The following is a 22,835-nucleotide window of genomic DNA, read 5'->3' as shown; positions in this document are numbered from 1 at the left end:
TAATGGAGCTTTTTTCGTGAATACATAGTCTAATGCACATCATTAAACAAAGAATAGAGGGATTTGAGATGAGTCGAATCTATGGATTAATTGGCGCCATGGATGAAGAAATTGAGCTGCTGCTTGCTGCAATGACTGAAACTAGTAAGTCGGTCAAGGCTGGAATCACCTATACAAAGGGAGTCATTCACGGTCAACAGGTTGTCGTATGCAAGTCTGGTGTAGGTAAGGTCAATGCTGCGGTAACGACACAAATTCTTATCGATAGCTTTGGAGCGGAACAAATCATATTTACAGGAGTGGCAGGGGCCGTGCATCCGGATTTAAATATTGGAGATATCGTGATCTCCTCGACGTGTATGCAGCATGATATGGATGTAACGCCTTTGGGTTATGCCAGAGGAGTCATTCCTTATCAGGATACCTCGGAGTTTGCGGCTGATCCTGTTCTTGTTCGTCTGGCTGAGCAAGCCTGTCAATCCATCGGCGATCATTATATTATCGGCAAGGTGCTCTCTGGTGACCAGTTTATCGCCAGCCGTGAACTGGTAGCTGCATTGTATCAGGAGATGGACGGTGCTTGTACCGAGATGGAGGGCGCAGCAGTGGCTCAGACAGCCCATATGAACGCTGTGCCTTACGTTGTCCTCCGCTCTATGTCTGATAAGGCAGACGGATCTGCTCACGTTAATTTTGGCGAATTTACAGTAGCATCTTCCCATCGTTCGCATCGAATTGTGGAGTATATGCTGAAGCATTTGGGTTAAATGGCTAGTGGTGTAACATTTAATACATGAACCTTCTCACAAACCGGATACGGTCAAATTGTTCCCGTGATGTGAGGGGGACATCCTCTCCCATTCGGACCATTAGGCAATTCGCCGGGTGGGAGCATATTTCAGGATCATCCGTAGCGTACCAGACCATATCCACCGTTTTCATCAGACGTTCCATCATGCGGCGGTATTCCCATACGGAGAGACCGCTGCCTTTTAAATCCCAATGCCAATAGTACTCGGTCGTAAAAATGATATAGGATTCCAGTTGTCCGTCCTCAAAGGCGACCCGAATCATTTGGCTTCCCAGACCCAGTCCGCGATATTCGTCGGCTACCTCAATCGCTCCAAGCTCCAGCAGGTCCTTCATTCTGGCTTCCGACCAGCGTTCCATCTCATCCGGATAGTGAAAAGTCACGTATCCGAGAATGGTTTCCCCATCATGAGCGATGATAATCCTGCCTTCCGGCAGTCCCGAAATATCCACCAGCGCGTCGAATTGCTCCTTCGGCTTGCGAAAGGCGTCCAGTTGTGGATGCATTTGAAATGAACGCAGTTGATCAGCGGATACGGGGCCTTCTACGTAGATCTTTTGTCCGTTATGACTCAGCGTGTCCAAATGGTGCAGTTTTAAATGCTGCATACATGCGCCTCCTTGTTTACCGTGACCTAGCTCTCCATATCCCCTACTTATAGCAAAAAAACAAATAAATGAAAAGGATGGTCGTCACATCCTCACCTATGATATACTGTTTTAGACATAAATTGTTCACAATTAGTCGCTTTTATCAGATGTTAAACAAAGGAATTGACAGGCTTGTATTGAATTTGTAAGCGTTATCATGTTCTGTATTATTCTCATTATATCGTGAGGAGGCTGAACGCATGAAGATTGAAGAACTCCAGGCTGTAGTTCCCACATCCAACATGGGCCCATATGAACAAGCTTACAACCGCTTTCAGTGGGAAGATGCAGAGCGTCATTTTACGTGGTATGAATCAGGCAAGGTGAACATGGCGCACGAAGCGATTGACCGGCATGTAGAGGAAGGGAGAGGTGATAAAACGGCGCTGTTGTATTATGACGCGAACCGCCATGAAGCCTACACCTTTTCTCAGTTGCGTGCCAACTCCAACAGGTTTGGCAATGTGCTGCGTAAATACGGAATTGGCAAAGGGGAACGGGTATTTATATTCATGCCGCGTTCACCTGAGCTGGTCATTAGTCTGCTTGGCATTTTGAAGGTAGGAGCAGTCGTCGGGCCTTTGTTTGAGGCGTTTATGGAAACGGCGGTCAAGGATCGGCTGGAAGATAGCGGGGCGGTGGCGCTGGTGACCACGCCTGCACTTCTCTCGCGCGTACAACGTGAGGAACTTCCGGAGCTGCGGCATATTTTTGTGGTTGGCGATGTGGACGAACGGGAGCAAGGGATTATTGATTTTGAAACGGAAATGCTTACGTCCTCCGAGGAACTTGAACCGGAATGGCTGAGTCGTGAGGATGGGCTGATTATTCATTACACGTCAGGCTCAACGGGGAAGCCTAAAGGCGTATATCATGTCCAAAACGCGATGATTCAGCACTATTATACCGGTAAAATGGTGCTTGATTTGCGTGAAGATGATGTGTATTGGTGTACAGCCGATCCCGGCTGGGTTACAGGAACGTCCTACGGCATTTTCGCCCCGTGGCTGAATGGAGCAACAAATGTGATCCGTGGCGGTCGTTTTAGCCCCGAGGACTGGTACCGCACTATTGAGCGCCACGGGGTGACCGTATGGTATAGCGCTCCTACCGCGTTTCGGATGCTTATGAGCGCAGGGGAGGATATCGTTGACAAATATGATCTCGGAAGCCTGCGGCATGTGCTATCCGTAGGAGAGCCGCTAAATCCCGAGGTGGTGCGCTGGGGCTGGCAGGTATACAAGCAGCGTATTCATGATACCTGGTGGATGACGGAAACGGGTGGCCAAATGATCTGTAATTACCCTGAGCTACCGATTAAGCCCGGCTCGATGGGAAAGCCCTTGCCTGGTATTCAGGCGGCTATTCTGGACGACAGAGGGCAAGTGCTACCCCCTAATCGAATGGGGCACTTGGCGATACGTACACCGTGGCCCTCTATGATGAACCGTATATGGAACAACCCGAACAAATTTCAGGAGTATTTCCGTTTTTCCGGCTGGTATGTGTCCGGTGATTCTGCCTATATGGATGAGGACGGATACTTCTGGTTTCAGGGGCGTATTGATGATGTCATTAATTCGTCCGGGGAGCGAATCGGTCCATTTGAGGTCGAGAGCAAGCTTCTGGAGCATCCCGCTGTAGCGGAGGCTGGAGTGATCGGAAAGCCGGATACTGTGCGGGGAGAGATCATTAAAGCTTTTATCGCACTCCGTGAAGGCTACACCCCCTCTGAAGCCTTGCAGCAGGATATTTATCGCTTTGTCAAAGAAGGGCTGTCTGCCCATGCTGCACCACGCGAAATTGAGTTTAAGGAAAAGCTGCCCAAAACCCGTTCCGGTAAAATTATGAGACGTGTACTCAAAGCCTGGGAGCTTAATCTTCCTACAGGAGATTTGTCTACCATAGAGGATTGAAATGCTCATTTAGTAAGATACAAAAAAGGGAGTCTCCAAAGCCGTGATGGCTGAGAGACTCCCTTTTTGTTGAGCTGATAAAGTGGATTTTCACCAAATATCAGTATTTGTTGCTGTTGTGAGCTGTTATGGACGAACGGCTCCGGAAGGAGCTGATTCCCCCAAGGCATTCATGGAAGTGATGCGGAACCAACCCTTCGGTTTGCTGCCCGCTTTATATTGAAAGCTGGTGGATGCGGTGGAGCCGATGTTTGTAAAAGGCTCCGCACCGCTTTTACTATAATACACTTTATAGCCTGTAATCGCATCAGCAGGCTTTCCTGCACTCCATTGGAGCACTACGGCTGAGCCTGCTGCTTTTGCTTGAGGCTGCCCTGGAGCGGTAGGAATCTCCGTAGGCTGCGCACCCGTTCCATCTCCTTCACCCGGTACAACTGGATTCCCAGGATCAACAGGGGCCACTATAGGTGCTGCACTTGCATGGGAGCTTGGCCCTGACTCATGTCCACCTACATCAACGGCGGTTACGTAGTAGCTGGAGCTGCTGCCACCCGGGCTGTCAGAGAACACTTTAGAGCCGTCAGCCATGACGACCTTACCAAGCCGTTGAAAACTGCCCCCATCCGTAGAACGATATAGGCGGTATCCTACGACATCGCTGTTTCCGCTTGGGCTAAAGCTGATCATAGCTTTGCCGTCACTATAGCTTACGCTAACGTTAGACGGAGCACTAGGATCGGCTCCATCGTCTTTACGCGGATCAATCCGGGTAGGAGCCGTCTTATCTGCATCCTGAGGCAGATAGTAGGACAACGAGTTATGTCGTCTCATCACCTTAAAGGCTTGCTGAAGCTCTTTAATCAATTCTGAGATTGGCTTTTCCCGTCTCCTAACGGTCCGTTCATACAACATATCATCCGGTGTACCATCGCGTGGAATATAATTCACACCTTGGTAGGTAATATATTTGGCACGAGTGACACCATTTTCACTGTTTTTGGGTGGATACTTACTGTTGTAAATATCCGAGCCGTATGCGGACGCTGTTCTTGTTACAATACCGTCTGGTCGCTTGAAGCTGTCGGTTTGGAACAAATTTGGCTCCTTTGCGGTTACTTCATTCATGATTTGCGCCCACAGGCGACGTGCCCGCTCTTTTTGTGCTTTTGTTTCGAGCTTATTGACAGGTTGCTTGTAACCAACCCATACACCTAGTGTGACGTCAGGAGTAAAGCCCTCGAACCATACATCGGTATAGGATTGTGTAGTGCCTGTTTTACCGGCAATCGGAATCTTGCCAGCTTGATCGAAATTACGCTTCACCAGTCTGCCTGTACCTTCCGACACGGCTGTACGCAGCATATCCGTCATCAGATAGGCGGTTTGTGGTGTAAAGGCTTGTACAGGATTAGGCTGATGCTTATAAACAATATTGCCTTGCGAGTCCACAATCTTTTCAATCATGTAGGCGTCATTAAATACACCGCCATTTGGAATCGAACCATAAGCATTCGTCAGTTCCTCGACTGTGACCCCGTGGGCCAAGCCGCCGAGTACACCCGTCTGGGCATTGTTATCGCTTGGTTCCAAGGTGGTAATGCCTAGCTTCTTGGCAAAATCCCAAGCTTTGCTGATACCTACTTTTTCGTTAAACAACTTGAGTGCTATCGTATTTAGTGACTGATTCAGCGCGTAACGGGCCGTAACCAGCCCTTGATAGCGGTTATTGGAGTTTTTAGGGATATGATACCCGTTGCTGCCATCCTTCAAAATAATAGGTGCATCATCCACGATGCTGCCAGGCTGCACGAGACCGCTGTCCAATGCAGGGAGATAGGCGGCAATCGGCTTCATAGCCGATCCCGGCTGGCGTACCATCTGGGTAGCATAATTCATCTGTTCCTTTTGGAAATCCCGGCCTTCCATCATACCGAGAATCGCGCCTGTTTTATGCTGGATTAGAATCGCGGCTGCTTGCTCGTCACCCTTGGTTTTACTTGTGGCAGAGAAATTATTCTTATTCTCTGCAATTTGGCGCATCGACTTGTAGATGCTTTTATCAATAGTGGTGTATACCATATAACCACCTGTTCGAAGCTGCTGTTCAGCTTCTTTGAACAAATCGTTATCATCCTTGGTTTTGGCATCTGCGCTGGCATTGGCCGCTTGACCCGGATTTGTGACCGACATGAGTGCCTGCGCAGCTTGACGTTCCATCTCCATCATAAGATACGGATACGTGTTATAGGCTTTAACGGTGCGTGGAGCAAGCGAATTTTTGATATCAAAAGCCATCGCCTCATCATACTGTGACTGATTGATTTTATTCTCCTCCAGCATTCGGCTGAGTACCAGGTGCTGGCGGTTGATCGCCCTTTTAAAGCCGGACTCGTTAAATTCGCCCTTACCGTTGTAAGCGGAATAAGAGGAAGGAAGCTGTGGCAGACCTGCCAGATAGGCGGCTTGAGCCACATTCAGCTTACTCAGATCATTCTCGTTAAAAATACCTTTGGCAGCTGCTTTGATCCCAAAGACGTTATAACCACTAGACCCGTTACCAAAAGGTACTTTATTGAGATAGGCCGTAATAATTTGCTGTTTGCTCAGGAATCGCTCAAGGCGCAGTGAGAGCAAAATTTCCTTGACCTTGCGGTCATCCGTGCGATCCAGATTTAGAAAGACACGACGGGCAAGCTGCTGGGTCAGGGTGCTTCCCCCGGTTTGTACGGATTCATGCAGCGCTTTTTGTTTTATAGCCCGCAGCGTTCCCGACAGATCGACACCTTTATGCTCGTAAAAATGGTTATCTTCAATAGCAATGACTGCGTTAATGACGAGTTGCGGAATCTCCTTAAACGTGACAGGACGTCGGTCTTCTTCTGTCCGGAGCTGTCCAATAGGGGAGCCATCATTGAAATAAGCAAAGCCTGTAATTGCATTTTTGTCTATTTCCTGTTCAATCATGGATCTGGAGCGTACAGGCTCGCTTTTCACGATAGAGGCTACATAGCCGGCTGCGGCTCCTCCTACGAACAGCGCTCCCATAAAACCGATGATGACGACCCACTTTATGACACGGCCGAGCCTCCGCATGGTTGTCCGTAAGCGGGAAGGCTTTGGCTCTGACACATTGTTTTTTTCTTCAACCATTAAGTCTTCCTCCTTTATAACAGCCATTATTATAGCATAAAATTACAAAATGAACCCATATGCTAAAAAGCCTGTCTTTTGGTGTCGTTGACTCTATAAAAGTGGTGTGTTATAAATAGGTCAAAGTAAATATCGTGAAAAGCAGAGAAAGACTTCAGTAGAAGGTGGAATCACGTTGTGCAGAGAGCCGATGGTTGGTGCGAATCGGTAACGACCCTCCTTTGAATTACCGTCTGGAGCTGTCTGGATGAATGGTAGAGCTTTTGCAGATTTGCGAAGCTGACCATAGTAATCCAGTACCGGGTGTAGGCCCGTTATAGGAATGAAGTGAAAGAAACGCTTGTCTTTGGCATACGTTTCTTTAATTAGGGTGGTAACGCGAGCAGCTCCTTCTCGTCCCTTGGGATGAAAGGGGCTTTTTGTTTTTTTTAATATGTAATATTTTGGATGAAAACAGGAGGTATACAGGATGAAGTGGGAAGAGATGAAGCCTGGGCAGCAGGCAGAGGTAGAGCGCCAATTAAATGTGATTCAACGTGGTGTGGCGGAAATTGTACCAGAGGACGAGCTGAAGCGTAAGGTTATAAAATCGGTCGTTAGCGGTGAGCCGCTCCAAATTAAATTAGGACTTGACCCATCGGCGCCGGATATTCACATCGGGCATACGGTCGTTATGCATAAGCTGCGCCAGTTTCAGGAGCTTGGTCATCAGGTACAACTTATCATCGGTGATTTTACGGGCAAGATTGGTGATCCGACAGGCAAATCGGAAACTCGTAAGCAACTGACCGAGGAAGATGTCCAGCGCAATGCGCAGACGTATAAGGAGCAGATATTCAAAATTCTGGACCCCGAAAAAACAAAGGTATACTACAATTCCCATTGGTTGGCTCCCATGTCTTTTGCCGATGTGGTAACGCTGGCCGCTAAAGTAACTGTCGCACGTATGCTGGAACGGGATGACTTTACGAAAAGATACCAAAACGGCTTGCCGATCAGCATCCATGAATTTTTCTACCCGTTGATGCAAGGGATGGATTCTGTGGAACTCCGAAGCGACATCGAGCTGGGGGGGACAGATCAAAAGTTCAATTTGCTGATGGGCAGAACTCTGCAAAAGGAATACGGAGTGGAGCCCCAGGCCACCATTATGTTGCCACTGCTTGAAGGGCTGGATGGCGTGCAGAAGATGAGCAAAAGCCTGGGCAACTACATTGGTGTTGATGAGGAGCCGAACGAAATCTACGGAAAATCCATGTCGGTTCCTGATGAACTGATGCTTAAATATTTTGAGCTGGCAACAGATTTGAACAATGAGGAACTGGCTGAGCTGGCGGAAGGCATTAAGAACGGTTCAGTGCATCCGCGTGACGCCAAAATGAAGCTGGCTGGAACGCTGGTACGTATGTACCACGGTAAGGAAGCAGAGGAAGCAGCGAAGCAGCATTTTGTGACCGTATTCCAGCAAAGAGCGCTGCCTGACGATATTGAAGAGTTCACTTTGACGGCCGATCATTTGGAAGATGGCGGCATCCGTGTCATCCAATTGCTGACTCATTTGGGCTTTGCGGCTTCCAATGGTGAAGCCAAACGCAGCATTCAACAGGGCTCGGTCAAAATTAATGAAGAGAAATGGACCGATGTAAACGAAGCATACACGCCGCAGGAAGGCGATATTGTGCAAGTGGGTAAACGTAAGTTCGCCAAAATCAAGCTGGGCTGATAAAAATGTGAGATACATGGTGGGAGAGAGGTAGTCCTGCGTTCGATTTAGTCTACATCGCTGGACTTCTCCAGATTCAAATCAGGCCGCTTCGTTGTTGCCTGCCGTTAATCACCTTTATTTTAACAACGCAGAGACATGCATAGTGTTTCTGCGTTGTTTTTATTTCTACTGAAGTAAAAAGGCAGGCCGTGGTAAACTTAGCACAAATGATCAAACAGGCATGTGCAGGATTGTACATAATGGATTACGAAGTCTTGCTAAATTCGCTTGGCGAATGAATCGTCAAACCATGACAAGTAAGGGGAAGAATCGTATGGACTACTTTAAAAGAATACAGTGTGCGATTGAGTTTATTGAAATGAACCTTCGGGAGGAGTTGAAAATTACGGAAATTGCTTCGCAAGCTTGCTTTTCAGCCTTTCATTTTCAGCGGCTTTTTCAGGCGATTTCGGGTTTTACGGTTCAACAGTATATAAGGAAGAGAAGATTATCGGAGGCGGCTGTAGGGCTGAAACAGTCTAATCAAAAGGTATTAGATATTGCTCTTGAATACCAGTACAGTTCGCAAGAAGCGTTTACACGTGCTTTTGAAAAAAGTTTTGGTGTCACCCCGGGAAAATACCGGAACGGTGATATAGATATTTCTCAGCAACACAAGATTAATTTTCTGGATTATCAAAAAAACACCAAAGGGGAGTTGGATGTGAATAAGCCGGTAATGCTGCAATTCGATACGATTAAGGTCATAGGCCATGAGTACAAAACAAACCTGAATCATGAGCAGCATTATAATGAGATTCCAGGATTTTATGAACACTTTGGAACGAATGAGCATTTTATGCGTATTCCGAATAAAATTGCACCGGGGATGTCGTACGGTATTGCTTGCTCTTTTCAAGATAATGGTGAGTTTTCATTTGTGATTGGCGAGGAAGTTGAGGGAGAATCGGAAGATTTGGCAGAGGGGTTTATCTATATGGAGATTCCTGCAGGAAAGTATGCCGAATTTAACGCTTCAGGTCCGAATGGTCGGGTCCAGGATGTGCGAAACTATATCTACGGTACATGGCTCCCGAATTCTAATTTTGAGCGTAGGGAAGGACCTGATTTTGAAATCACTGACGTGATGAATTCCTCCTTTCCCGATCATTTGGATATTAAGGTATATATACCGATCGAATAAAATGTTGCAAGCTGCACGCTACAGTAACACGAAAAAAGCACCCGAACGAGGTTCGGGTGCTTTTCGATGCTATCACAAGGATTAGCGGTTGTAGAATTCGACGATTTGTTTTTCGTCGATATCTTGGGACAATTCGCCACGCTCAGGCAAACGGATGTATTTGCCTTCCAGAGCTGCGTCATTGTACTCCAGGTAAGCTGCCAAGTGGTTGCGGTTTTCCAAAGCTTCTTTGATGGAAGACAGGGAACGACTTCTTTCACGAAGACCGATCACGTCGCCCAGGCTTACTTGGTAAGAAGCGATGTCAACTTTTTTACCGTTCACAGTAACGTGACCGTGTGCTACCAATTGACGTGCGCCTGCACGGGAGTTAGCAAAGCCAAGACGGAACACGAGGTTGTCCAGGCGGCTTTCCAGCAAGAACATGAAGTTCTCACCAGCGATACCGTGCATGTGTTGAGCTTTGTTGAACAGAGTGCGGAATTGTTTTTCACCCAAGCCGTACATGTGACGCAGCTTTTGTTTTTCTTGAAGCTGCATACCGTAGTTGCTGATTTTTCTCCGTTGGTTTGCACCATGTTGTCCCGGAGGGAAAGGGCGTTTCAATTCTTTACCTGTACCGCTCAGGGAAATCCCCAGACGACGGCTCAATTTAAATTTAGGACCAGTGTAACGTGCCATTATAGAGTTAACTCCTTCATAATTAAAATTTGAGTTGGGGCTCTCTTTGCGCTCCAATTTGTTCGGCGCTACCAATCAAGGTGATGCGCACTACTAACAGAAAAGTTCAGCCGCTGTCCTGTTAGCAACAAATAAGATGAGGGTGACACAAACTGTTACGCCCAAAATTTAAGATCCGCACAGTAGATAGTTCTGCCGTACAGTCTTTTTCATTAATATATACTATATGTAATAGTGGGTCAATGTCAAGAAGAGAAAAAGAATGAAAACGTCAAAATTTGTCGATAGGGCTTTAGAACTAAAAAAGGGGGACGAATTTCTGAAAAATGGATGCAAATTTCTGGAGTTAAGAGTAAAATAGGTCATATTATAAGCTATAGTGGTGTGTAGCCGCTGTCTTGGTACAGCTAACTTTGCTGTAAAGGAGCGCCTTAATATGTCGGACTTTTCAACAACGGATCAGCAAACGCTTGACGGTAAAACAGCCAAGGCTAGTAGTGCTCCGCTGTTTGATGATAAAGAATATACATCTTTTGCCTGGCTCCAAAACATGGATATGACACCATTTGATTTCCCCTATATTAATCAGCTTCTTGTCCAAGGATATCGGAACTGGTTGCAGCAGAGCAATGGTATATCGTGGATTAATGAAGAACAATCCGCCGTTTTTAATTTTACAGGTGTTCGGGTTGCAGGTAGGGAAGAGGATGATGACGAGGATTTGGAGCTGGTCGAACGTTGCTGCTTGTCCAGAAAAATGAAAATAAGTCAACGCAAACTTCGGGACGGAAGCCTTGCATTTGTGTACATGGTTCCTGTATTTCGCCGTAATCATAAGGGCGAGGCTTTTGCTGCTCTTCGTTTTACACTGTCTGCTCAACATTCAGTTTCCGAGCAGGACGCATTATTGGCGGCAACTTTGCATTTTAGATCCTGCTTTTATACGAGATTTGAGTATATATTTATGGAAGATATCCTCGGGATGCAGGAACGGAGCGACCGCGAAGGCAGGCGACGCTCTATTTTATTTCAGATTGTAAAGCGGATGCATGACAAGATTGATGTTGAAGGCGTGCTGGACGAGGTATTTGGCAGCATAGCTTACTTGTTTCCGCATGTGGATATCACGTTGTATATGAGCCAGGATCGGCACAGTCGTAATCCGCAGGTCAAACCTTTGTTATTGCACGAGCGGGACGAGGATGTATGTGTGCGTGCATTTATGAAAGGCCAAATGGCTGTAAATGAGCCTCTAGGTACAGAAGGAGAAGTGACCGAAATCGGCATTCCTTTACGTGGCAAGCAAGGCGTATATGGTGTGTTTCATATGATTCTTCCATCAGGTGCCGAAAGCATGAAGAAAGTGGATGTGGAGCTGATCGCCATGATGGCGGACACAGCAGGCACCGCATTTGAAAATGCAAAGCTGCTGGAGCAATCCAATGTGCTCATCCATGAGTTGCGTCTCATTAATGAACTGGTTCAGCGCTTGAATCAAAGCCTTAAGCTGAATGAAATATTCGAGTTTGCTGTGCAGGAATTATTGAAAATGTTCTTGGCTGACTTTTGCTGTATTGTGCAACTCGATCAGGAAGGAAATTGCTTTAAGGTCACGTCAAGCAACGTAGAAAGTTTGGGGCTGCACAGTTACTCTGGCGAGGATGGGTTTGCAGAGCTGATACGCAGAACAGGAGAGCCCGTCATCGTGTCAGATTACAGAATGGAAGGGAAGATATCCTCCGATTTTATGGATATGACCGATTCCCTTTCTTTGATGGCGGTACCCATGAAAACCAGCGGTACACCGAGAGGGGCTATTTTATTGTCGAGCAAGCTCCCTCACTTTTTTTCGTACGATAATTACAAAATGCTGCAAATGCTGGCCCCCCATATCGGTTTGGCGGTAACAAATGCCATGCTGCATGCTGAGGTACGGCGTCTGGCCAATATGGACATGCTAACAGGTCTGTATGTACGTCATTATGTGGACAAGGTGATTCAGCGACATCAGGAGAAAGATTTTTGCGGTTCTCTCATTTTGGTGGATATTGATCAGTTCAAACAGGTGAATGATACATACGGGCATCAGACAGGTGATCAAATATTGAAAAGCGTCAGTGATATTGTTCGTTCGGCGACCCGTAGCGAGGATGTATGTGCCAGATGGGGCGGTGAGGAATTGGCAATTTATTTGCCACAACTTGGAGTACAGCAGGCGCTGGAGTATGCGGAAAAAATCCGCTATCGCGTACAACATGAAACCCAGCCTCAGGTGACCGTTTCCTGCGGGATTGCTGAATGGAACTGGCTGGATGAGCAGATCAGCATTGAATCTTTATTTTACAGGGCGGATATGGCTTTGTATGAGGCGAAAAATGAAGGTCGCAACCGGATTGTTATTGATCATGTGGGCGATGCCTAGAGAATGTTCCTTATGGAATGTTCTCTTTTTTTGCTGTGCATAACCTTTTGTAGTCAGGAAACCCTATATCAATAACAAACTCAAGGGGTTATATCAGGATATGATGGGCGGATGATTGGATGCATTGGAGAAGAGAGTGGAGTATGCTGGTTTGTATGTTGCTCATGATGTGCTCGTTAAGTGGATGTACACTTGCAGAACAGCAAAATGCGCCGGATCAGATTTTTAAAAGAGCCGTTGCGGGGATAGCGGGCAAAGAAACGTTAACGTTCAAAGGTCAGGCTGGTGTCATAACTAGAAATGGTATGTTGGTGGATAAACAGTTCGCATATCATGGTAAGGTGAGCAATCACGATGAACTGACCATGCATTGGGGTACTGCGGGGGCTTTTAACAAGCAGTCAAGCTATGCTGCACTCGAACAAGGCGCATCCGGGGATGGGGTAACACAGGAGCGTTTTCTTCGTCTGGATGGAAAATGGATTGCCGTGACGCCCGGTCGTATAGCTATGAATGGAGTAGGGATGTTAAATCGTTTTAATCCGATTCAGGAGCTGGAGGAACTGAATGCACTGAATAAAACCATTCGTATAGAGGCCGGGGCCGCGCGGGGGACCTGGGTAGTGAGGATTGAGCCAGAATCGTCCTCAGCCAAGCGATGGTTGAAAGACCGTTTAATGAAAGAAATGGATGCCATAAACCCTCAACTCCTGCAAGCAAACATGAAGCAGAACGGGAAGAATCAAGAGGTGCAGCAAAAGCTGAATCGAATATGGGCGCAGAGCTGCGAGAATATGAGTAGCCAATTAGAACATTCTGATGTGCATGCCGTGTATCATCTGACGATAGATCGCCAAACAGGCGTGCCCCTGAAGTTGTCGTCGGAATGCAAAATTTCGCGGCAGGAGGCAAATGGAGAGGAGCATGAGGAAGCTCTGATTACCAGAGTTGCTTTTGAGGGCTACAAGTAACGCAACGGGCATGATACAATGGACTACGAATTAACCGTTGTTCAAAAAGAATGTAACAGAGAAGGAGAGACAACAAATGAAAGATCCCAGAATACTTAAACTGGCAGAAAATCTGGTAGGTTACTCTGTTGAAGTACAGCCGGGTGAGAACGTGCTGGTTGAAATGATCGGTACAGAGCGGGACCTGCTTAACGCCATTATTCATGAGGTAGGCAAAAAAGGCGGCAACGTTTTCGTTCAGCTCACGGATCGTAAGGTACAGAGCGCCATGCTTCGTCATGCGACAAAGGAAATGGTGCAAACCTGGGCTGAAATAGACCTCAACCGGATGAAACAAATGCATTGCTACATCGGGATTCGCGCTGGTGAAAATGTCAATGATTTGTCAGATGTGCCGGAAGACAAGATGAAATTGTATAATTCGATTTATCAGCATGCGGTACATAGCGAGCAGCGGGTGAAGCATACGAAATGGGTAGTGCTGCGTTATCCGAATGACAGCATGGCGCAATTGGCGAATACAAGCACAGAGGCGTTCGAAGATTTTTATTTCAATGTGTGCAATCTGGATTACGCGAAAATGGATAAGGCGCAGGATGCGCTGGCTGACCTGATGAACCGGACAGATAAGGTTCGGATTAGCGGACCGGGCACAGATCTGAATTTCTCTATTAAGCAAATCGGCGCCATCAAATGCTCCGGTCAATGCAATATTCCAGATGGCGAAGTATATAGTGCCCCTGTTCGAGATTCCGTTAATGGAACTATTAGCTATAATGCACAAACGCTGTACAACGGTATCACCTTTGAAAATGTGAAATTCCGCTTTGAGAATGGTAAAATTGTAGAAGCAACGAGTAATGATACGAAGCGGTTAAACGATATTTTGGATTCCGATGAGGGAGCACGCTATATTGGCGAGTTTGCAATTGGGTTCAATCCGTATATTTTGCATCCGATGAAGGATATTCTGTTTGACGAAAAAATCGCAGGCAGCTTGCATTTCACGCCGGGTCAGGCTTATGAAACAGCAGATAACGGCAACCGTTCTTCGATCCATTGGGATTTGGTCTTGATTCAGCGTCCGGAATACGGTGGTGGTGAAATTTATTTTGATGATGTTCTGATCCGCAAGGATGGCATTTTTTTACTGCCTGAGCTGGAGCCGTTAAATCCCGAGAACTTAAAATAACGATATCTATCCTTGCTGAGAAAACGATTTCAATGTATTATAATGGATGAGTAATGATACATGATAATCCAGTAAAGCGAGGGATCTCTATGTCTAATAGTAACGCGGCGATTGTTGAAATTGCACAGACAGCGAGCAAGTTTACTTCTTCCATCGTCCTTCATTCCGAAAATAAGTATATTGACGTGAAAAGTATACTTGGCTTGTTTACGACATTAGTCAGCAGCCACAGCTATGAGCTGCACGTTCATGGACCTGACGCGGAGGAAGCCAAGAAAGCGATCACTGAAGTGTTCCAGAAGCACGGGCTACACATATCGGTAGCCTCCTGACTATATTCTTGGATCAAAAGCATCCCTACCTGTAACTGTAGGGATGCTTTTTTTGTCAGGTTCTTGTATTAGCCTGCAATTTGGTCTAATATTAAGGTTAGAACGTCTTGTGCGACATTGAGAGATAGGGGGGAAGAATCCATGACTTCATCTGATTTACAGGAACAATTGAATATTAAGGCTATTAATCTGCTTCAAGATGACGCAGATAAAATAAAGAAGCTTATTGAAGTACAGATGGAGAATCTGGCAACCCGTTATTGCCCTCTCTATGAGGAAGTGCTGGATACTCAGATGTACGGATTTTCCAAGGAAGTGGATTTCGCGGTTCGCGTCGGCCTTCTTCCGGAAATGGTAGGTAAACAGCTGGTCAGTGAGCTGGAACGCAATCTGGCTATTCTATATGAGGCCATGAACAATAAGGCCAATTAGGAAGACGGTTTAATTGATGAGAGCATGCGGAGTCTGAGAGCATGCTTTTTTTGATGCCTTTACATATGAAATGGGAACGAGTCGACCTATCTTTTAAAATGTTCTTTCAGGAGATAGCAGCAGCGTAGCGGTTCATTTGAATCTGGAGAAGCGTAAGCGTTCACCTTTGCCCTTGAATTTTAACCGTTTAAGGAGTTATATCATCTTAAAAAATTCAAGGGCAACAGTGATCAGAAGATCAAATGAAACGTGAAGCGGTCACTACCATCCTAATGTACATTTTAAAACCTTGAAAGGTGTTTACACGAGGAAGAAAGATACGCCTAACAGAACATACACAACCAGCAGCATCAATCCCTCATACCAGTTGGTTGAGCCGTCTTGGGTAATGGACTTGGCGATAAATACAGCGACAGCAATGGCGACCAGCTCAATCGTAGTAAAAACGATATTCATTGTATTTCCCATGAAGTAGCTGACAAAAATCAACACAGGTGCAACGAATAACGCAATTTGCAGGCTGCTGCCGACTGCGATTTCGACAGATGCGCCGATTTTGTTTTTCATCGCCAGCAAAATGGCTGCGCTGTGCTCAGCCGCATTACCGATAATGGCAACGAGGAATGCACCCACGAACAATTCGCTGAGTCCGAACTGGGTCGTGAATACCTCCAGTGTTCCAACAAGCCATTCGCTGACAAAGGCAACCATGACGGTAGCGATTACCAGGTAACTAATGGATTTGTTTCTGGACCACACGGGAGCATGCTCATGCGGCAATTCTTCGTCCTTTTGTTCAGTCACGTCAGATAAGTAGTCTTTGTGCGTAATCATCGAAAAAATAAGCCACGCAATATAAGCCACAATCAGTGTGCCCGCGACAATCAGACTGAGCGTATCCGATTCACTATCCGTAATGACATGTGTATTTAGAAATACAGCCGGAACGAACAGGGCAATGACCGCCACAATCATCAACGAACCGCTTAAACCAGCCAGCGATACATTAAAGTTTTGCACTTTGTATTTCAATCCGCCAGCGAACAGGCTTGCTCCAAGCACCAGCAGCAGATTGCCGATGATTGAGCCGGTCAGACTCGCCTTCACCATATCGTAAAGACCTTCTTTGACGAGAAAGATGGCGATGATCAGTTCGGCTGCGTTGCCAAAGGTGGCATTCAAAAATCCGCCCAGACGTTGGCCTGCATAATGTGCTACGCTTTCGGTGGCTCTGCCGAGAAACCCGGCTACGAACACAACAGAGATTGCGCAAATGACGAATTGGGCGATCGCGTTCCAATGTGTGTAATGTGCAACTGCGCTAAGGACAAAGGTTGCGATAAGCAAGCTGGAAGATAACCATTTTTTCAATGAAAAGCACCTCGATATCAATGGATGTGTACAAGTTTGATGAATGCTGTCACTTGTACTGATTTTCTAAATTAATATACCCAAAATGATATAGGTTGTAAACGAAAGTTGTTTTTCATACGTAAGGTTTGCATTTGCAGTGGCAGAGGCTTTACAATACAAATAGAGGATGGATGAAGGGGGACATAGGTCATGGCAGAGCAAATTCAACAACTGGAAGCAGGAAACATCAAGATTTCTAACGATGTCGTAGGTAAAATTGCGGGGATGGCCGCACTGGAGACGCCCGGTATTGCTGCAATGTCAGGCGGCTTATCCGAAGGCTGGGCCAAAAGACTGAGTGGTAAAAATGTGCAAAAAGGCGTATCAGTGGAGGTTGGACAGTTGGAAGCTGCCATTGATCTTCGCATTATTGTGCTCTACGAAACACCAATTCATGAGGTGTCCCGAATTCTTCAGCAAAATGTGCGGGAAGCTGTCGAAAGCATGACAGGTCTGCGGGTTGTGGAAGTGAACGTAAAAGTAGAGGGTGTCGCTTTCAAGGACGACGCGGTGTAAAAAAGACGAGGTGGGTACATCGACGTTTTTCGCCAGTTTTATACATGAAGGGGATTTCCCCGCGAAGATATGGATGAGAACACAAAAACTGGCGATTTTATAGAAACGCCAGTTTTTGTTTGTAGATAAGTTGCAGCCTATACCGCCAGATTGAACGCATGTATATACATATACAAAAGAACTTCCAAAACCACCGTTATCGGTGATCTGGGAAGTTCTTTTTTTAACGGGAACGGTTGGCTCTCCGGGTTTGAAAACGATTAGGGACTTCGGTCCGAACTGCTACTCCTTTAGTACGTTCCTGTACTGTCTGCTTGGTGTTTTCGCGGGAGATGCTAAGCATAATTCCCATGGAGAACATCGTAATAAGAAGGGACGATCCACCAAAACTGATAAAAGGAAGCGTGACCCCGGTGATCGGAATAGTCTGGGTTACACCGCCGATATTAATGAACGCCTGGATAGCGATCAGTCCCATAATACCTGTACCTACCAATGTCCCAAACGGATCATGACAACGCAAGGCGATGATCATCCCTCGCCAAATAAAATACAGATACAGCATCAGGAATATCGCGGTTCCAATGAATCCAAATTCTTCACCAATCACGGAAAAAATAAAGTCATTAAACGAGTTAGGCAGATAGTGAAGCTTGATAATGCCCTTGCCAAATCCAGACCCACTTATTCCGCCTTCCCCTATAGCTTGCAAGGATTGCATCAGATTATATCCAGTCCCCAGTTTATCTTCCGTAGGATCTAGAAAGGCTTGAAAACGTCCGATTTTATAATCTTGCTTGGCTGTGGCTTGTCCATCTGTTGTTTCAGAATTTCCTCCAAACAACGAGCCTACACCAAAAACGAGGGCGGCGCCCAGTAAGAGCAGAACAATCGAAGCCGTAATATGCTTCACACTGGCTCCCCCGGCATAAATAATCAGGCCACTGGTGGCTACCAGAATGAAGCAGGAGCCAAAATCCGGTTGAAGCATAATGAGTCCTGCAACAAAGCCTACAATGACGGTCACGGGTATGTAGCCGGTTCGTAAATCTCTAAAGCGATCCCCTTTTTTGACAATCAGCGCGGATAAGTACAGGATAATGGATATTTTCGCAAGCTCGGTTGGCTGGAAGTTAAGGCCGCCACCAAGTCTAATCCAACTTTTTGCGCCGTTGAGAGAGCCTGTAAAAAGAACGATGACCAGCAGTAAAACAGTAATGAAAAATAAAGGTACAAACAGCTTTTTATATTTTTCCATCCTAATATTCATAGCTACCAACATGATGAAAAGTCCAAGTATAGCAAACGCAGCTTGACGCTTCACAAAATATAAAGAGTCAAAATTGTAATCTTTATTCAGCAGAGCTACGCTGGAGCTGGAGCTAAATACCATGATTACACCGAATCCAACCAGCAACAAGGTGAGGATCAGCAATTGGAAATCCGGTGTGCCTCTTCTTCGAGTCTCCGGCTTCGTATTTCTCATATCAGCTTCCCCCGGTATTCGCCGCAAGGTATGCCTCGCAGACGTTTATCATTTTTATTTTATCGTTTATCCATTTAATCATAGTATGTTTGGAGGGCTTCTGCAACCTCCATACTGCAATGGATATCGCAACAATTCCATATCTGCTACAATAGAATACAAATAAGGTTTGAGAGCAGTGGCACATTCGTTATGAATCTGCGAGATTTATCGGGGAGCTGCCCAGTGTTTTAAAAGGAGAGGTGGAGCAATATGACACAACACACGACAGATAAAACCTGGTTTGACCAGCTACAAGACCATATGGTGGAATGGCGCAGATATTTACATAAAAATCCCGAAATCTCTTTTCAGGAAAGCAAAACCGCAGCCTTTGTAGCGGACAAGCTGGAGAGCTGGGGTATTGAGGTTCGCCGTCATGTAGGGGGGCACGGTGTTGTCGGTACCATTCGTGGTTCCAAGCCCGGGCCTGTTGTGATGCTGCGCGCGGATATGGATGCTCTTCCCATTCAGGATGAGAAAGAATGCGAATATCGCTCCAGCGTAGACGGAGCCATGCATGCTTGCGGACATGACGGACATACGTCCATTTTGCTCGGAACGGCTTACTATTTCAGTCTGCATCAGGATGAGCTGGAAGGAGAAATACGGTTGTTGTTCCAGCCTGCGGAGGAATTGTTGCCTGGTGGCGCGGTCAATGTACTAAAGGATGGCGTGCTGGAAGGAGTGGACGTTATTTATGGCATTCATCTATGGACACCGTTCCCGGTCGGAACGGCTGCGAGTTGCGCAGGACCGTTGATGGCGGCGGCGGACGATTTTTATATTGAAATTACGGGCAAGGGTGGTCATGGCGGTATGCCTCAGTCCACCCATGATAGTGTGGTAGCGGGATCAGCTCTTGTTATGCAGCTGCAAAGCATCGTGAGCCGTTCAGTGGACCCTTTGCAGCCTGCTGTGCTGACGGTGGGAACAATTCAAGCGGGAGCTGCACAAAATGTGATTGCGGAAACATGCCGCCTGAGTGGGACGATCCGTACGTTTGACGAGGAAACCCGGACGGTGATGAAGGACCGGCTGCATGCGGTTACGGAGCTTACAGCGGCAACTTACGGAACAACAGCCAATATCCGCTATATTATGGGTTACCCGCCTGTTGTAAATGATGCGCACGAAGCTTCGCGTTTCTTTAAGGAAGCAGGACCCGTTTTCGGAGAGGGAAAAGTTCAGGAAGCGTCGAAGCTGATGCCTGCCGAAGATTTTGCTTATTATTTGGAACGTGTGCCAGGCTGCTTTATGTTTGTGGGAGCGGGTAATCCTGCTAAAGGAGCCGTTTATCCGCATCACCATCCTAAGTTTGATTTTGACGAGGACGCGATGATTAAGGCGGTTCGTTTGTTTATTGCGATGTCTACCGGATATGCTGCGGAGCGAAAAATAGAAAATTCCATCCGCTAACAGCTAACGTGAGCTGAATCTGGATGAGCTGATTCGGCGTATGAGCAGAATGAAATGGGGTACCCTACTCTTGAAAAGGAGGGAGTACCCATGAAAAAGGTTCAGGAAGTTATGACTGAAAAATGTGTAACAGTTACCCCGCAAGACAATATTTATGAAATTGCGCTCAAAATGAAGGATAACGACACCGGTTTTATCCCGGTTGTAGAGAGCGAAGGCAGTGACAAGCTTATCGGTGTGGTAACAGACCGTGACCTTGTCGTTCGCGGTTATGCGGGCAAGCATTCCGGCTCTAGTTCGGTCGACGCAGTGATGACGACAGGTATCCGTACAGCTCAAGCCGACATGTCGGTGGATCAAGCAGCCGAGCTGATGGCGGAGCAGCAAATCCGTCGTCTGCCCGTAACGGAAGGGGATCGTTTGATCGGGATTGTTTCGATTGGCGATCTGGCCGTACGTAATATTTTTGCAGACAATGCTGGAGAGGCGCTTAGCCATATTTCCGAGCAGGTTCACTAGGTTAAAAAAGCAAGCCTAGCATGAATGACCAAGGAGTTCAACCCGCATAGGGGTTGGACTTCTTGCTATTCCGGTTGATCTGCGAATAAACGGATAAACTGTTTGTTATATAGAATTTAAGATGATGCGTTATAGATTGACGGGAGGTAATTATGAATCCGGATCACCCTTGTATTGTACAACGCGATTTTACCGTTTTGCTGGAAATCGGACTGCCCGCTTCGGAGCATGCACGTTCACAGTTGCAGGTCTATGCGGAGCTGGTTAAAAGCCCGTCCGCTTTTCATACATATCACATCACTCCATTGTCTCTGTGGAATGCGGCTGCCCTTGGGTGGAGTGCCGCGGATGTTCAAAATAGTCTACATTCCATGTCACGCTGGGATATTCCCCGTGATTTGTTAAAGGATATTGAACAACTCGTCTCCCGTTACGGGACGTTGACGCTGTCACGGGCGAGAGCAGAAAAAGAGGGGCGTTACAGCACAGATACTGCTGATCTGAACAGTATAGAGAAAGATGTAACTATAGGCATGGAGACGGATACAGCTTACAGGGTTACAGCGGTCGACCGCTTGATACTGACGGCGGACAGCCCGGCTTTACTGGATGAACTGCTGCTCAAGCAGGATCTTGGGAAGCTTGATTTACTTCGTGAGAGTGAAGTGACCGTGTCGGTTCCGCCAGAAAATCGGGGACTGCTCAAGCAGGAACTGACCCGACTTGGATTTCCGGTCATTGATACGGCAGGCTATCTTGAGGGGAATCAGCTCCATTTTTCTTTGGGTCAGGGACCAACGGAGCTGAGGCTTCGTGATTATCAGGTGGAGGCGGCTGATGCGTTTGAGGGGACTGACGGTCTGGGTGGCAGCGGTGTGCTGGTGCTTCCATGCGGAGCGGGAAAAACCGTGATCGGTATGGCGGTGATGGAGCGTCTCCAATGCGAGGTGCTTATTTTAACCTCTAATACGACATCTGTTCGGCAATGGATTGAGGAATTAAAGCTAAAGACGGATATTCCTGTTGATTCCATTGGAGAATACAGTGGGCAGAAAAAGGAAGTGCGTCCGATTACGGCGGCGACCTATCAGATTTTGACGCACCGCCGTACCAAAGATGGGGAATTTGAGCATATGAAGCTGCTGAGCGAGCGCAAATGGGGGCTGATAGTATATGATGAGGTGCATTTGCTGCCCGCGCCGGTATTTCGAGCAACGGCGGATATTCAGGCTACCCGCCGTTTGGGCTTAACCGCGACGCTGGTTCGGGAGGACGGGTGTGAGCGGGATGTGTTCTCCTTGATCGGACCGAAGCGGTACGACATGCCATGGAAAGAGCTGGAGCGACAGGGCTGGATCGCTCAGGTCGATTGTGTGGAGCTGCGGCTTCCCATGTCGGCTGCACTTCTGGAGCGCAGTATGCGTGCTGAAGGCAGGCAGCAGTACCGGATCGCCGCCGAAAATCCGGCCAAGCTGGAAGCGGTGCGCAGCCTGATGCAGCAGCACAAGGACATGCCCACGCTTATTATCGGGCAATATTTGGATCAATTGCGTACAATGGCTCAGGAGCTGAACGTGCCGTTGATAACCGGGTCAATGAGCCAGACAGAACGAGTGCGGTGGTTCGATGCATTCCGCAATGGTACGATTCGGACCCTGCTGGTGTCCAAAGTGGCGAACTTTGCTGTGGATCTGCCGGATGCGGCCGTGGCTATTGAGGTATCGGGCAGCTTCGGTTCCCGTCAGGAGGAGGCACAGCGGCTTGGCCGCATTTTGCGACCCAAGACTGGTGAAAATAAGGCTTATTTTTATGCGCTGGTGACAGAGAACAGCAAGGAGACGGATTTTGCAGCCCGCCGTCAACTGTTTTTGATTGAGCAGGGCTATGAATATGCGATTTACAGATTTAGCTCGGGGGAGTTTATCGGGAACCTGGGTGATGAGGCTGAAGCTGGCGGAAAGAAAAGGGAGGCGTGAT

18 protein-coding genes and 1 other annotated feature are annotated in these 22,835 nt (G+C 47.1%); of the genes, 13 read left to right on the top strand and 5 right to left on the bottom strand.

Annotation, left to right across the window (positions count from 1 at the left end; all coding sequences use genetic code 11):
* The first annotated feature begins 68 nt into the window (after positions 1-68).
* Positions 69-767 (top strand): 5'-methylthioadenosine/adenosylhomocysteine nucleosidase, encoded by a 699-nt coding sequence (locus tag L696_RS0114350; RefSeq protein WP_025684253.1) that lies wholly within the window; start codon positions 69-71, stop codon positions 765-767.
* A gap of 19 nt (positions 768-786) precedes the next feature.
* Here L696_RS0114350 and L696_RS0114345 read toward each other — a convergent pair whose 3' ends face one another.
* Positions 787-1,419 carry a GNAT family N-acetyltransferase gene (locus tag L696_RS0114345; RefSeq protein ID WP_025684252.1) on the bottom strand — a complete coding sequence of 211 codons (633 nt, stop codon included), beginning with the start codon at positions 1,417-1,419 and terminating at the stop codon, positions 787-789.
* Between the two features lie 242 nt (positions 1,420-1,661).
* Here L696_RS0114345 and acsA point away from each other — a divergent pair, with 242 nt between their 5' ends.
* The gene (gene acsA / locus L696_RS0114340; protein ID WP_025684251.1) at positions 1,662-3,377 is read left to right on the top strand and encodes an acetate--CoA ligase; all 1,716 of its coding nucleotides are present in this window, start codon (positions 1,662-1,664) and stop codon (positions 3,375-3,377) included.
* A gap of 126 nt (positions 3,378-3,503) precedes the next feature.
* On the opposite strand, the gene L696_RS0114335 is transcribed toward acsA, so the two are convergent.
* Positions 3,504-6,527, bottom strand: coding sequence for a transglycosylase domain-containing protein (locus L696_RS0114335; protein WP_025684250.1), 3,024 nt, complete (start codon positions 6,525-6,527; stop codon positions 3,504-3,506).
* A gap of 135 nt (positions 6,528-6,662) precedes the next feature.
* Positions 6,663-6,931, top strand: a binding site (T-box leader).
* A gap of 65 nt (positions 6,932-6,996) precedes the next feature.
* Here L696_RS0114335 and tyrS point away from each other — a divergent pair.
* Positions 6,997-8,250 carry a tyrosine--tRNA ligase gene (tyrS, locus tag L696_RS0114330; RefSeq protein ID WP_025684249.1) on the top strand — a complete coding sequence of 418 codons (1,254 nt, stop codon included), beginning with the start codon at positions 6,997-6,999 and terminating at the stop codon, positions 8,248-8,250.
* 316 nt (positions 8,251-8,566) lie between these two features.
* Complete coding sequence (locus L696_RS0114325) at positions 8,567-9,436, top strand: AraC family transcriptional regulator (protein WP_025684248.1); 870 nt, start codon at positions 8,567-8,569, stop codon at positions 9,434-9,436.
* 81 nt (positions 9,437-9,517) lie between these two features.
* Here L696_RS0114325 and rpsD read toward each other — a convergent pair whose 3' ends face one another.
* Positions 9,518-10,117: a 30S ribosomal protein S4 gene (gene rpsD, locus L696_RS0114320; RefSeq protein WP_025684247.1), complete on the bottom strand. Its 600-nt coding sequence runs from the start codon at positions 10,115-10,117 to the stop codon at positions 9,518-9,520.
* A gap of 436 nt (positions 10,118-10,553) precedes the next feature.
* Here rpsD and L696_RS0114310 point away from each other — a divergent pair, with 436 nt between their 5' ends.
* The 5 genes from L696_RS0114310 (at position 10,554) to L696_RS0114290 (ending at position 15,466) form a co-directional block, all read left to right on the top strand.
* On the top strand, positions 10,554-12,539 hold the full coding sequence (locus L696_RS0114310; protein ID WP_025684246.1) for a sensor domain-containing diguanylate cyclase: 1,986 nt from the start codon (positions 10,554-10,556) through the stop codon (positions 12,537-12,539).
* Positions 12,540-12,658: 119 nt separating this feature from the next.
* Entirely contained in the window at positions 12,659-13,510 is an 852-nt protein-coding gene (locus L696_RS0114305) for a hypothetical protein (RefSeq protein ID WP_025684245.1), read from the top strand.
* A gap of 76 nt (positions 13,511-13,586) precedes the next feature.
* Positions 13,587-14,702, top strand: coding sequence for an aminopeptidase (locus tag L696_RS0114300; protein WP_025684244.1), 1,116 nt, complete (start codon positions 13,587-13,589; stop codon positions 14,700-14,702).
* 89 nt (positions 14,703-14,791) lie between these two features.
* The gene (locus L696_RS0114295) at positions 14,792-15,034 is read left to right on the top strand and encodes an HPr family phosphocarrier protein (protein ID WP_025684243.1); all 243 of its coding nucleotides are present in this window, start codon (positions 14,792-14,794) and stop codon (positions 15,032-15,034) included.
* A gap of 141 nt (positions 15,035-15,175) precedes the next feature.
* Complete coding sequence (locus L696_RS0114290) at positions 15,176-15,466, top strand: Fpa/YlaN family protein (protein WP_025684242.1); 291 nt, start codon at positions 15,176-15,178, stop codon at positions 15,464-15,466.
* 300 nt (positions 15,467-15,766) lie between these two features.
* Here L696_RS0114290 and cax read toward each other — a convergent pair whose 3' ends face one another.
* On the bottom strand, positions 15,767-16,837 hold the full coding sequence (gene cax / locus L696_RS0114285; protein WP_025684241.1) for a calcium/proton exchanger: 1,071 nt from the start codon (positions 16,835-16,837) through the stop codon (positions 15,767-15,769).
* A 192-nt stretch (positions 16,838-17,029) separates the two neighbouring features.
* Between cax and L696_RS0114280 the strand changes: the two genes are divergently transcribed.
* Positions 17,030-17,395 (top strand): Asp23/Gls24 family envelope stress response protein, encoded by a 366-nt coding sequence (locus L696_RS0114280; protein ID WP_013310912.1) that lies wholly within the window; start codon positions 17,030-17,032, stop codon positions 17,393-17,395.
* Positions 17,396-17,618: 223 nt separating this feature from the next.
* Here L696_RS0114280 and ftsW read toward each other — a convergent pair whose 3' ends face one another.
* Positions 17,619-18,881, bottom strand: coding sequence for a putative lipid II flippase FtsW (ftsW, locus tag L696_RS0114275; RefSeq protein WP_025684240.1), 1,263 nt, complete (start codon positions 18,879-18,881; stop codon positions 17,619-17,621).
* A gap of 252 nt (positions 18,882-19,133) precedes the next feature.
* On the opposite strand from ftsW, the gene L696_RS0114270 reads away from it, so the two are divergent.
* The 3 genes from L696_RS0114270 (at position 19,134) to L696_RS0114260 (ending at position 22,834) form a co-directional block, all read left to right on the top strand.
* A complete protein-coding gene (locus L696_RS0114270; RefSeq protein WP_025684239.1) occupies positions 19,134-20,339 on the top strand; it encodes a M20 metallopeptidase family protein in 1,206 nt (401 codons plus the stop codon).
* A gap of 90 nt (positions 20,340-20,429) precedes the next feature.
* Positions 20,430-20,858, top strand: a complete 429-nt coding sequence (locus L696_RS0114265) for a CBS domain-containing protein (protein WP_025684238.1) — start codon at positions 20,430-20,432, stop codon at positions 20,856-20,858.
* Between the two features lie 152 nt (positions 20,859-21,010).
* Positions 21,011-22,834: a DNA repair helicase XPB gene (locus L696_RS0114260; RefSeq protein ID WP_025684237.1), complete on the top strand. Its 1,824-nt coding sequence runs from the start codon at positions 21,011-21,013 to the stop codon at positions 22,832-22,834.
* The last annotated feature ends 1 nt before the right edge of the window (position 22,835 follow it).

Source organism: Paenibacillus maysiensis (genome assembly GCF_000520815.1).
Classification (GTDB): domain Bacteria; phylum Bacillota; class Bacilli; order Paenibacillales; family Paenibacillaceae; genus Paenibacillus; species Paenibacillus maysiensis.
The sequence above is the reverse complement of the archived record's forward strand: the minus strand, read 5'-3'. Positions and strand labels throughout refer to the sequence as shown.